Here is a 12,328-nt window from a genome sequence, read left to right as displayed (position 1 = left end):
TCTCAGAAAAGTCCCGAACTTGATTAGTTTCGGGGCTTTTTTATCATGGTCGTACTGCATCCTCGGCGTTATTAGCTGGAAGTTTATCGTTAGCTTGTTGCAAAGGAGAAAGAGAACAATACAGGCGCCAAATTAACCCTGCCAATTCACGGCCGGAGGGATCGTGATGACGGGCAAGGGTGGAGCTCATTTTCAATAGCTCTTCGAGGGCAACATCTAACGAACGATGTTGAACCCCTTTTTCCGTCATAATGTCTTTTAAACAACGGATGCAAACTTCACGCACCATTGATAATGGATCAGAACGTACCTGCCAATCACGGAGTTGCCAGACGACGTGACTACAGTTTAGTAATACCACGCCCCAACGAAGTACCCATATGCGAACCTGTTCATCCTTGCTTTGAGTCAGTTGACTGATGCGGTGGTAGACCATTGACTCAAACTGACTTTCACTTTGTGATGGTTTCTGGCTTAGCTGATCCATAAAGTCTCGGCGCAGGGCACGAATGATGCGCCGGCTCTTAACCTTATCCGAGCTGGGACGTAATATCTGAAAAGCAATGCCGGCCAGAATAACACCGGTTAATTTGCCTAAGTCATCATTGATATAACTGCTGAAATCATAAGAAGGAGGATTGCTGATAGCCAGAAATGACCCCATAAACACAATAAGCTGTCCCCAGAGCGAAGCATAGCGGGGATGTTGTAGTTTCATTATCTGCATAGTGAGTAATACGGGTAACAAAAATGCGCAGAAAACCCAAAAATCATCTATTTGGATCATCAGACCGAACTTCACCATATAACAAGCAATGGATAGCAATACTAATGCTTTTATCAGTGTGATAACGCTGGTAATCGGTGATGCCGTGGATGAATAGAGTACACAGCTAATAGCGGTTAAGGTTAATGCGGAGGAACCAGCATCCCATTGAGTATGTATCCAGTATGCGCAGCCGATAACGATACATAAGAAAGTACGTAGCGCGTTATACAGGGCTTCCGTTGAGTCCGTATGCTGGGCAATGCTTTTGACTTTCGGCGGTTTTCGTTGGTGGGTTGTATTCACTTCCTCTAATTGTTGCAACCAACTGCTGGATTGCAAATAGAGCCAGCAAAAATGTCGTAAGCGTAGCCAGAAAGTGCGATGACGAAAATCACGGCTATCGGTGGGATAAATTTCCTGCAGAATTTTTGCCAGCCGATACTTATTGGTATTGGGCTGGCGTAGCTCTTCCAACAAACGCTGTAATACGCTGGATAAATTTTCCGGTCTGTCGGGCCAGTTCAACATGATACGGCGAATGCCGGAGATAACACTGGTCAGTTTCAGTTGCTGATGAAGAATGAAGTTAAGGATGTTATTACGGCGGCGTAAGCGATAGTGACTCCAAACTGCCTGAATTCTTAAGACGTTCATTGTCAGTATTTGACTAATCACGCCTTCATGAGAAGTACGAACATGATCGGATATTTGAGCCTGCCATAACATTTCCGCATGTTCCAGCAGACGGGCCTGCATTCGTTTGAGTGAATCGATTAACGTTGAGCCATCTGATGTGCTGGGTAAAATCATCATCATGATTGCGCCACAGATAATACCGGTGATGACTTCACATACTCGTGCCTGAGTAATATTGAAGACTTCAAATGAGTCGGTGCTGTCGGTCAGGGTAAAAGTGATAATTGCTGCTGTGTAGCCTGCCAGCGCAAAAGCGTAAGAAACATTATTCTGATAATGATTAGAAATATAGGTGCACAATGCCAGCCAACCGGCGATGAAAAAAGTAAATAGCCATGGATCGTTCAGACACATACCTGCAATGAGCATTGAGGCCAGAGCGCCAAGCAGGCTGCCTAAAATACGTCCAACGCTTTTACTAATCACACCACCAATGGTGGGGAAACTGACCACTGCTGCTGAGGTCATTGCCCAGTAAGGCTCATCCAGATCGAGTAGAAATGCCACACCCAATGCCAAACACATTGCAATCGAATTACGTAGGGCATAGCGCCACTGTGCTTTAGTTGATTTACTCCAGGGGGTGTTTTTCCACTCAAGCCAGGAAATATTCACTCGACTTACCTATTAATGAATGGCAATTGAGCAGGTTGTTCCTGCAATTAACAATGTATTCTCAGGGACTTTCGTTAGCTTAATTCTCACGGGAACTCGTTGAGCTAGACGAACCCAAGGAACATTAGGCTTAACGTTTATCAACATATCAATATTGCCGTCTATGCTTTGGTCATAAATAGCACGCCCAATGCTCTCTACTTCTCCTTGCAGTGCAGTATCACCATTATAAAGCGTAATATTGGCGGCACTTCCCGGTTTAATATTGTGGAGCTTGGTTTCTTCAAAGTAGCCCATGACATAAAACGAATTAATATCAACCAGCGCCACCAGTGGCATACCGGACGTGGCATAACTTCCGCTGCGTGTTTGTAGGTTGGTCAGGTAACCGTCAGTTGGGGCATAAATATTGGTATGGGCCAGATCCCATTTAGCCTGTTCAAGGCTGGCCTGAACGGCTTTATAGTTTGCTTGCATTGCCTGAACGGCCAGATTGGCATCGTCAAGCTCTTCTTTGGAAATAGCCGTGCCGCCAAGGTTATGGCGGCGAGTGGCTTCATGATTGGCTTTATTTAAATCTGAAAGTGCTTTGGCTTGCGCGCCTTCAGCTTTATCCACGGCTATTTGATAAGGGGTGGCATCAATAGTAAAAAGCAGGTCACCCTTTTTGACCCTCTGATTATCCACCGCATTCACGTTGATTAAGGTTCCGGATACCTCAGGCGTAATATTGACTAATTCAGCACGTACTTTACCGTCCCGTGTCCAGGGGGATTGCATATAGTAATTCCAGAGCCACCATCCGGCACTTAATGCGATAGCAAAGACAATAACCGTAGAGAAGTATTTGATAATATTAAGCTTCATATGATTACCAATGGGTTAATATCCACATAGCGCCGCTAACGGCAATAATAAAAATAGAGAGATCCATTAAGGTGGGATGCCAAACGTCACCTGAATATAGCCAGTCGCGAATGACACGGTGAACTAGCAGCCATATGACAAATCCAAGAAATAACGCTTTGAATATGGGTGGAAAGTAGAGAGAAGCGCCAAACACCAAGTCGGTTAACGCACTGTTTTTACTAAAAAGTCCAATGTCCACGCTAATAACACCTGTCAGATGTGATATAGGATCGTTGCCAGTAATACCTGAGTTTGAGAAGCGGACTTATCATTGATGAATGGGGCACCAAAGGCTTAACGATAGCCTGCCCGGATACTCGAGTTAGCCTATATTATCACGTTATTCAGTAAAACATAGCGTCAGAGTGAGGCAAGTTTTTGCTTATCTAGCCGGTGATTTTTAAGGGGCAAGGCGGTAAATATTGCGATTTAGCGCGTTATAAGATAATTAAATGATCTCATCAATAATAATTGAACAAATACCATTCGCTTTATTGTTATTATTTAAATTCTATAATTAACGTAGTGAAAGTAATATTATTGATTAATTAAGTTACTTGAATGATTATAATTTAATCTTTACTTTACAACATTTTTATTTTAATTAAAATCAAGGTATTATTAGTGGTGCGGTTATTTTGAAATTTGATTTTTGTTTTTATTTACAACGCTTTGAATGTTGGTTTTATTAACGTTTGTCAATGGGTTTGGTATGATTTATAGAGTATCAGGTAGTTTTTAATGATGTTTATATTCGTCATGCTCTGAAATCAAATAATGTTTTTAGCTATAGCTTACACTTATCGAAGCCCAACATGTTAACTTGATGATGGTCATATAAGGAAATCAGTATGATTTATCAGTGGGTTAGGCAGACGAGTAAAAGTAAAAATAGTGTTGTATGTTGATTTTAATCAACAACATCAACTAATAATAACTATTTTAAGTTATATCATTTTAGATATTACAAAGGACATGTGGTGATGAGTGAGATACTCATCTTATATACATATATGGAGGAATGTGATGAAAGGAAATCAGCCTGTTTGTCACCATTGCAGCAGAATGGATAGCGTTCGTAAGCATGGTTTGGCGCGCTCTGGCATCCAACGCTATTACTGTATTTCTTGTAGAAAAACCTTTCAGGTACATTATATCTACCAGGGAAATGAAAGTAATATTCTTCGTCAAGTAAAGACTTTTTTAGATGAAGGGCGGGGGCGGATTGAAATTGGTAAAATATTAGGGGTCAGTCAAGTTGTTATCGATCGCCATATTTATCAGCTTGCACTTGAGGAAGATTAAACATGGTGATTACAACATGTTATCATATGATTTTATGTTGATTAATGCTTCATGTTTTAAGTTATAAATTTGATGGGAAGGGGGATTTATCGATCCTCTTCCCATTTTATTTTTAGCTGCCGATTACACTTTATGATTGCACTGATTAAATTTTGGACGCTATTGTATTTACCTGAAATTAATTAAAAACAGGGTGGTCTTGTTAAATTTTTAGTATCCCTGTAACGCAGGCTTCTACAGCGGCGAGTTTTTACAATGCTATTTCCATTTACTGCGGTAGCAATAGCCAACTAGAAAAGCGAAGTCACCTTAAAAATAGGGGGTAGGGAAATCTCTCTTTGCTGATGTTTGATTATTGTGAATAATAGTCGGATCCGATGGTTAAACAACATCCTTTACGGGCAATTTTATGGGATATAAGGGGAGAAAACGTGCTGTTATTTAAGGACATTGCTGAACTCGAGGATTTACACCAGAGTTTGCCCTTATTTATTGATAAATTGTTGGGTGCTCTTCAGCATCTGGAACTCTCTCTTGAGGGCTATCACGCTGACCATATATCGGTACGCTGTTTTCAGCAGGCAACGGCGGAACGCTGGCGCAAAGGATTAATGCAGTGTGGGGAATTACTCTCCGAGAAGATGATTAATGGTCGGCCAATTTGTTTGTTTAGCCTTAATCAGCCGCTGCAAATTGGCTTATGGCAAATTGACTGTATTGAGCTGCCATATCCCGGTGAGAAGCTGTATCCACAGGAAGATTGGGAACATGTGGAATGGGTGATTCCTGGCGATGTTGATACCTTCCATCAAACCGCACTGGGACTGTTTTCTGACCAAGTGTTATTGATGCCCCAGCTAAAACTCAAGTTTAGTAACCCAACCGGTGAGGGAGAGCAACTGGCCAATCCTACGCTAGCCGTCACGGAAAATGGCGTTACGGTTAAATTTCACCCCTATAGCATTCGCGATATTGTTAAGTAATGAGAATGAACTTAATAAATTAAATCAAGCTGACTTAAAGGGTAGATCCCAGCTTGCGCTGGGATGACAAGGCGAGTGTAGCAAGTGATTAGGTGACAGCGTCACCTTACGCTGTCGTTGGTAAGTTAGCTACCGCGTTAGCCATACGCTCAAGCGCCTGAGTTAATAATTCGCGATGACAGGCAAAATTCAGCCTGACAAAGCTTGGATTACCAAAGTCACTACCTGGAGATAGACCAACGCCAGCTTCTTCAAAGAAGGCGTGTGGATTGCTGACCGGTAGTTCGGAGGCATCAATCCAGGCCAGATAGGTTGCTTCAACCGGCATAAGTTTCAGCCCTGGAATAGTGTTAATTTTCTCCATGACCAAATCACGGTTACCACGTAAATAGTCTAGCTGATCGGCCAGCCACTGTTCGCCATCTTTATAAGCGGCGGTAGCGGCAACATAGGCCAGAATATCCACGTTAGGTACGATTCCCATCCGGGCTTCAATAAAACGGTTACGTAAATTGGCGTTAGGGATAACGGCAATCGAGGCACCTAATCCGGCAATATTGAAGGTTTTAGATGGCGCCATAAGGGTAATGGATCGCTGCGAGGCATCTTCGCTGAGGGAAGCGAATGGAATATGTTCCAAGCCTTCTTCCAACAGTAAATCGCAATGAATTTCGTCTGAGCAGACAATCAGATTGTGGCGCTGGGCAAAATCTAACTGGTCAAGAAGCTCACTACGACGATAAATGGTACCGCCCGGATTGTGCGGGTTACATAACATCAGTAATTTTTCGTTACCGGATAGCTGTTGCTCGGTAGCCTCGAGATCCAACACCCAACGTTTGCCCTGTAATTTAATTGGCGCTGAAACTTGATTGCGATTAGCGAGACGAGCAGATTTCATAAATGGAGGATAGATCGGGTGTGGTGCGATGGTTCCCTGTTCCGGCGTGGTTAAGGCACGTACCGACAGGTTTAAACCGCAAACTAATCCGGGTAGGAAAACCAGCCACTCAGGTTTTACTTCCCATTGATAAAGCTGCTGCATACGTTGAATAAAAACGTCGCTTAATTCTGGTGATGGATAGCCATAACCAAATACGCCATGAGCAACACGTTTTTGTAAAGCGTCAATCACGGCGGGAGGTGAAATGAAGTCACTATCGGCAACCCACAGAGGAATAATCTCCTTACCCTCATATTTGTGCCACTTATCACTATCGGTGTGACGTCGCTCCACATACAGATCGAAATTAGATGCCATAATAAAACCTTTGGTATGCCTTGAGTTGTTTTTGTTTCCAACACGTAGACTACGCCAGATGTGTTCTCTTGCTCAAGAAATGTTTTATTTTTACTTGATTTAGGGGGGTAAATGCCAAAGTTGGAGGTGTGTTGTTATAGTGTCGATTGTGCCGTAATGGCTGAACGCGCTGGCGCCGATCGTATCGAATTATGTACCAGCAAGCAGGAAGGGGGAATAACGCCCAGTATGGGCATGCTTGAGTGGGCTACGCAGCATATTTCGATTCCGGTTCATCCTATCATTCGTCCACGGGGAGGAGATTTCTGTTATACCAAGAGTGAATTTGAGGTTATTAAGCGTGACATTGACCAAATCCGTGAACTTGGCTTCCCCGGAATTGTTATTGGGATCCTAGCGGAAGATGGCCATATTGATATGGAACGGATGCAGCAGGTTTTGGTTCAGGCTGAAGGGATGTCGGTTACGTTTCATCGGGCGTTTGATATGTGTGCTAATCCTATTGTGGCACTGAATCAACTGACGGATATTGGGATTGATCGTATTTTAACGTCAGGTCAGCAGCAAACTGCCGAAGTGGGTTTACCGCTTATCCGTGATTTGATTCACCAAAGTCGGGGGCCGGTGATTATGCCAGGCGGCGGTATTCGTCTGACCAATATCCATAAGTTTATTGATGCCGGTGTGCAAGAAATTCACACTACCGCAGGGCAAGTTATCCCTTCTTTGATGCGTTATCGTAAAGCCGGCGTTAGCATGAATACTGATAGTGAGGCTGATGAGTTTTCACAGTTCAGGGTTGATAGTGATATGGTCGCCGCAATGAAGGACGTGTTTGTGCCTAGCGTGGTTCGTTTTCGTCAAAAGGCTGGGTAAGTTAGTCTGAATATCAAGGAAGAAAAAGCCGGATATGATATCCGGCTGAGATTGCTGGCAATGTTCTACAGTACGTAATCGTTGGGAGAGACGGGTGTTGGGGTCGTAGTAGCTTTAGCTACCGGAGTGCCCCTAACCCGGCTAGGCCCAACGCCCTCTATAGCTAAATACTGATGGTATTCCGGCTGAACACGGTAGTCATATTCGCGCATTGTTTTTATAGCCGGAACAGTCACTGTTGTTGATTTAAGATGATTTGTTAGCTGTCTGAGCCGGATATCACATCCGGCTTTTTATTTGATTAACGACCATTTATTTGATTAACGACCATCCGAAACAAATACCATTTGCGATGGGCTGCCAACAGGGGTAAAGCGATCGGTAAACGTGAGTTTCCCGCTTCTCGGGTCGATATTAAACTGGGTAATGTTATCGCTACGCTGATTCATGGCATACAGAGACTGACCATCGGGTGAGATAACTATCGTCCGCGGGTAGTCACCTCGGGTCCAGACGTTATCTGCCAGCGTTAGGCTACCATTCTCGTTAATATTGAACTGAGAAATACTGTTATGCAGCCGATTGGCCACATACAGATGGCGGGCATCTTTCCCTAACACAATACCGGAAGCAAAGCTGGTTCCTTTATAGCCATTAGGCAGAGAAGATAGCGTTTGCTGTTGAGTTAATTTTCCACTTTCCTGATCCATCAGGTATGACGTTAACGTAGATGATTCTTCATTGATTAAATAAACATGTTTATTTTGCGGATGAAAAACAAAGTGGCGTGGACCGGCACCTGGAGATGACGCAGGAATAAATGGTTGGTTATTGGCAGAAATCACACCAGTGGCATGGTCTACACGCCATTGATAGATACGATCTAATCCTAAGTCGGTAGAGTAAATAAATTGGCCGCTAGGATCGCTGTCAACCATATGGGCATGTGGGCCATCATGATCGCTGGCAGCAAAGCTGCCGGCAACAGCGGCTTCGGGCTTAGCTGCTCCAGGTTCACCACTGCTTTGTTTTACCGAGGTTGGACGACCGAGTTTGCCATCGCGTTCAATAGGAAAACTGGCTATTGAGCCACTAATATAGTTGGCGACAAACAGGTATTCCCCGTCGGGATGAATCGATAAGTAAACCGGACCAGCACCCTGAGAGTCAACCTCATTAAGCTTTTTCAATGAACCATCGGTTTTATTGATGGCATAAGCGGTAATTGAACCGTGTGTTCCATCGTTATAATTATCGACTTCGCTGGCGACATACAGATGGTTGCTGTCTTTATCTAAAACCAACTGTGCGGCGTTAGGAATTGAGCTGACCAACTTATCGGTGGTTAATGAACCATCTTTTTCATCAACCTTCATAAGATAAACACCTTCACCATGCGGGTTGTAAGTGGCAACGTAGGCTATTTTCATGGTTTGTTCGGAAGGTTTCATATCGGCTAAAACGGGAAGGGAAACAAGGGTGGATAACCCAATAATCATACAGCTGTATACGCTGGCAGCGCTTGAAAAGTCCCTAAACTTTTTCTTCATATTCTCTCCTGATTGCGTTACCGGGTTAGAAAAACTCGGGCATTAATTCTGTAGATAAAAATATGGGCACATGCATCATTATTATTATCTTTACCCGATTAATGATTGTCGGAGAAATTTAAAAAATCAAATAATCGGGTAAAAAAAACTGAATAAGCAGTAAGTTAGTCTAACCCCAATATGGTTTTTACCGAGATAGCGGCGGTTTCAACCACGCCACGTTTTAGGTGACCGATATATAACAGTTGTTTATTGGGGGTTAAAGAAGCAATGTCACCTTCACGCATATGCAGCAAATCTACCGGGCTAACCCAAACCGGAGCCGATGCCGTAATCGGTAATCCGGCCTGATTATAGGCTTCAATAATAAACTGCGAACAGAAAAACTTGCCGTTAGCGTCCTCATCTGAGCCTAATTGAATTTGCGCTAGCGTATTCATACAGCTATTACGAAATGTCGAAGAGAAAGGGTTGAGGCTACAGAGTTGTCGGGTCAGCATAAATGGAGCCAGTAAAGCGACCCCATTATAATTATATTTTATACCTACTTTAGATTCGGAAAAGTTGCGGATAGATAAAGCCTGCTGTTCTGAAAGCTGTGGAACGCGTAGCACAATGATTTTGCTATTGTGATCCACCATCTTATCAAGAGAAATAATTTGCACGCCGCTGCCGCCAACGGCTTCAACAACCTGTTCATTACCCAGATAAATAGCGGCATGGCTAACGCTAGAGCCGCTAAATAAACGGATACCCATTGAAGTAGGGCCGATGGGTGAAGAAAGCAGTATATCGCCAGCCTGCATAGCGGAGGCATCAATAATTTGGCTACCGCCTTCAGGATAGGAATGGATGCGTTGAAGCTGAATATTAATGGGTAATGCCGCCGTATCGCTGTCTTGTTCTGCTGGCGTGTTTTCCGAGATATGCATAGTACAGCCGCTCACTAACAGCAGTGAGCCAGTTATCAAAGGTAATAAACGTTGGGCTAAACGCATTTAGATTTCCTGATTTAACGGCATATTATGGTTTTTTCGCTACAATAACAGCCCTAATAGGCGCAGGATAGCCTTCAATGGTTTTGTTGTGATCTTGGGGGTCTAAAAATTCAGCTAATGATTCACTGGTCATCCAGTCTGTTCGACGCTGTTCTTCAATTGTCGTCGTACAGCTATCAACAATGCGTATATCAACAAAGCCACATTTTTCCAGCCAGTTTACCAGTGCCTTTGCCGATGGAATAAAATAGACGTTGCGCATTTGAGCATAGCGATCGCCGGGTACCAGAACCTGATGTTCATCGCCAGGAATAACGATAGTCTCCAATACCAATTCGCCCTCGGAAACTAACTGATTTTTTAGCTGATATAAATGATCCAGTGGAGAACGGCGGTGATATAGCACACCCATTGAAAATACGGTGTCAAAGGCCTTTAATTCAGGAAGTTGTTCAATGCCTAACGGCAATAGATGGGCTCGCTGGTCACCACCTAACAGTTTACGCACGGCTTCAAACTGATACAGGAAAAGCTGGGTAGGATCGATACCTACGGCTAAATGTGCGCCAGCACCAATCATGCGCCACATATGGTAACCGCTGCCGCAGCCGACATCGAGAATGGTTCTTCCTTTTAATGGCGAGATATGGGGAATGACGCGATCCCATTTCCAGTCGGAGCGCCATTCAGTATCAATATGAATACCATAAAGATGATATGGGCCTTTGCGCCATGGCATTAATGCACGTAGATGGGTGGTTATTCCCAGTAGCTGGCCATCGGATAAACCCGGGGATGCTTCAGTCGTCACGCTGTGCAATAAGTCCAGATGTTCGGGCACGATCGTTGGCATATATTCAACGGCGTTTAGCCATTGTTTCAGTTGGCCGTGACGCGCATCTTTTTGCCAGCTTGCTATTTGCGCTGGTAAGGTTTCCAGCCAATGACTAAGGGGGCCTACGGCTATTTGACGATAGAAATCACCAAACTCAATCATTCCATTTCTCCGTCTTTTAAAGCAATTAACGAACCAAAGTTAAAACACTGGAACCACGTTTCGCTGTGTTTAAAACCTGCCTGACGCAGACGAGTTTTATGGGTTTCGACACTATCGGTACGCATCACGTTTTCCAACATGCTGCGCTTTTGACTGATTTCCAGTTCGCTATAACCGTTGGCGCGTTTAAAATCATGATGCATATCAAACAGCAGTTCGCCGATTTTTTGATCTTCAAAGTTGAATTTTTCAGACAGTACTAAAATACCGCCGGGTAATAGTCCCTGATATATTTTGCTTAATAAACGTTGACGATCGTCAGGCTCCAGAAATTGCAGGGTAAAATTGAGTACCACCATTGAAGCATTTTGGATATCAATGTCTCGGATATCGGCTTCGATAACGTCTACTGGCGTCGCCGCCCGAAAAGACTCAATGTGCCGACGACAGCGTTCCACCATCGCCGGTGAGTTATCGATGGCAATAATGCGGCAACTATCGACTTTAATATTGCGACGTATCGACAGGGTTGCGGCACCCAGTGAGCAGCCTAAATCATAAATGGTGCTGTTTGGTTGAGCAAAACGCTCGGTTAGCATACCAATCATTGAAATAATATTGGAGTAACCAGGCACGGAACGCTGGATCATATCAGGAAAGACTTCGGCGACTTGTTCGTCGAAGGTCCAGTCACCTAATTTGTTGATAGGGGCTGCAAATAGTGTGTCGCGATTTGGCATAACAGTAGATCGATAGTGTCGGAGCAAAGAAATGAGGCGCGTAGTTTACCAAAGCAAAGAAAAAAAGTCTGTAGACCTTAGCGGAAAAGGAAGAGGCGAATGCATATTGTAGAGAGGAGTAGGATTGATTTAGTACAGAATAAAAATCTGCTCCCATGGTAAATAATAGATATTTGCACAAATCATCATCACCATAGAAATATAGGTAGCACTCATACCTGAACGGCGCCAGCGCCAATCGCGATGTCGCAAACCATAGTAATGACTGAGGCGACCGGCAAATAACATAATGCCACTGACGTGAACAAGCCAAACATTTGCCCCGTTCATTTCCATTATCACCATCAGAACGAGGGCAATAGGAATATATTCTACTGCATTACCGTGGATACGCGTTGCCGTTTGCAGCTCGTAGAAACCGCCGTCACCAAAGGGGACGCGATACTGTGTACGTAATTTGACAACATCGAGCGACAGCTTGAACAGGAGTAGTGCACCCAGCACAGCGTATAGTGCGCTAACCATTAATCACCCCTCTAAATATATTTTTATAACAGGATAATAACTGGGTATAACAAAATTTTCCCCTATTAAAGAAATTAATAATAGCGTAATTACCATCTTATAAG

12 protein-coding genes are annotated in these 12,328 nt (G+C 43.7%); 3 read left to right on the top strand and 9 right to left on the bottom strand.

Going from position 1 to position 12,328, the window contains the following annotated elements; genetic code table 11:
- Positions 1-43: 43 nt before the first annotated feature.
- From EL341_RS09425 to EL341_RS09415, 3 genes are read right to left on the bottom strand one after another with little or no spacing between them, the layout of a single operon-like run.
- Positions 44-2,080, bottom strand: a complete 2,037-nt coding sequence (locus EL341_RS09425) for an FUSC family protein (RefSeq protein WP_126467640.1) — start codon at positions 2,078-2,080, stop codon at positions 44-46.
- 12 nt (positions 2,081-2,092) lie between these two features.
- Positions 2,093-2,947, bottom strand: a complete 855-nt coding sequence (locus EL341_RS09420; RefSeq protein ID WP_126467638.1) for an efflux RND transporter periplasmic adaptor subunit — start codon at positions 2,945-2,947, stop codon at positions 2,093-2,095.
- A 4-nt stretch (positions 2,948-2,951) separates the two neighbouring features.
- The gene (locus EL341_RS09415; RefSeq protein WP_047781144.1) at positions 2,952-3,188 is read right to left on the bottom strand and encodes a DUF1656 domain-containing protein; all 237 of its coding nucleotides are present in this window, start codon (positions 3,186-3,188) and stop codon (positions 2,952-2,954) included.
- An 827-nt stretch (positions 3,189-4,015) separates the two neighbouring features.
- Here EL341_RS09415 and EL341_RS09410 point away from each other — a divergent pair.
- Positions 4,016-4,294 (top strand): IS1/IS1595 family N-terminal zinc-binding domain-containing protein, encoded by a 279-nt coding sequence (locus EL341_RS09410; protein WP_047781143.1) that lies wholly within the window; start codon positions 4,016-4,018, stop codon positions 4,292-4,294.
- A 431-nt stretch (positions 4,295-4,725) separates the two neighbouring features.
- Entirely contained in the window at positions 4,726-5,277 is a 552-nt protein-coding gene (locus EL341_RS09405) for a VOC family protein (RefSeq protein WP_053007597.1), read from the top strand.
- Between the two features lie 106 nt (positions 5,278-5,383).
- Here EL341_RS09405 and EL341_RS09400 read toward each other — a convergent pair whose 3' ends face one another.
- The gene (locus EL341_RS09400) at positions 5,384-6,538 is read right to left on the bottom strand and encodes a MalY/PatB family protein (RefSeq protein WP_074822294.1); all 1,155 of its coding nucleotides are present in this window, start codon (positions 6,536-6,538) and stop codon (positions 5,384-5,386) included.
- Between the two features lie 111 nt (positions 6,539-6,649).
- Between EL341_RS09400 and cutC the strand changes: the two genes are divergently transcribed.
- A complete protein-coding gene (gene cutC, locus EL341_RS09395; RefSeq protein ID WP_047781141.1) occupies positions 6,650-7,414 on the top strand; it encodes a copper homeostasis protein CutC in 765 nt (254 codons plus the stop codon).
- A 320-nt stretch (positions 7,415-7,734) separates the two neighbouring features.
- On the opposite strand, the gene EL341_RS09390 is transcribed toward cutC, so the two are convergent.
- The 5 genes from EL341_RS09390 to EL341_RS09370 all read right to left on the bottom strand — a co-directional run bounded on the left by EL341_RS09390 (position 7,735) and on the right by EL341_RS09370 (position 12,224).
- A complete protein-coding gene (locus EL341_RS09390) occupies positions 7,735-8,913 on the bottom strand; it encodes a lactonase family protein (RefSeq protein WP_126468258.1) in 1,179 nt (392 codons plus the stop codon).
- 215 nt (positions 8,914-9,128) lie between these two features.
- Positions 9,129-9,962, bottom strand: a complete 834-nt coding sequence (locus EL341_RS09385) for a YaeF family permuted papain-like enzyme (RefSeq protein WP_047781140.1) — start codon at positions 9,960-9,962, stop codon at positions 9,129-9,131.
- A gap of 25 nt (positions 9,963-9,987) precedes the next feature.
- Positions 9,988-10,959, bottom strand: a complete 972-nt coding sequence (gene cmoB, locus EL341_RS09380; protein WP_047781139.1) for a tRNA 5-methoxyuridine(34)/uridine 5-oxyacetic acid(34) synthase CmoB — start codon at positions 10,957-10,959, stop codon at positions 9,988-9,990.
- Entirely contained in the window at positions 10,956-11,699 is a 744-nt protein-coding gene (cmoA, locus tag EL341_RS09375; RefSeq protein WP_047781138.1) for a carboxy-S-adenosyl-L-methionine synthase CmoA, read from the bottom strand. The genes cmoB and cmoA overlap by 4 nt, the downstream gene beginning before the upstream one ends.
- A gap of 129 nt (positions 11,700-11,828) precedes the next feature.
- On the bottom strand, positions 11,829-12,224 hold the full coding sequence (locus tag EL341_RS09370) for an MAPEG family protein (protein ID WP_047781137.1): 396 nt from the start codon (positions 12,222-12,224) through the stop codon (positions 11,829-11,831).
- Positions 12,225-12,328 lie beyond the last annotated feature (104 nt).

This window comes from Pragia fontium (genome assembly GCF_900638655.1).
Lineage (GTDB): Bacteria > Pseudomonadota > Gammaproteobacteria > Enterobacterales > Enterobacteriaceae > Pragia > Pragia fontium.
This window is presented reverse-complemented; position numbering and strand designations above follow the sequence as displayed.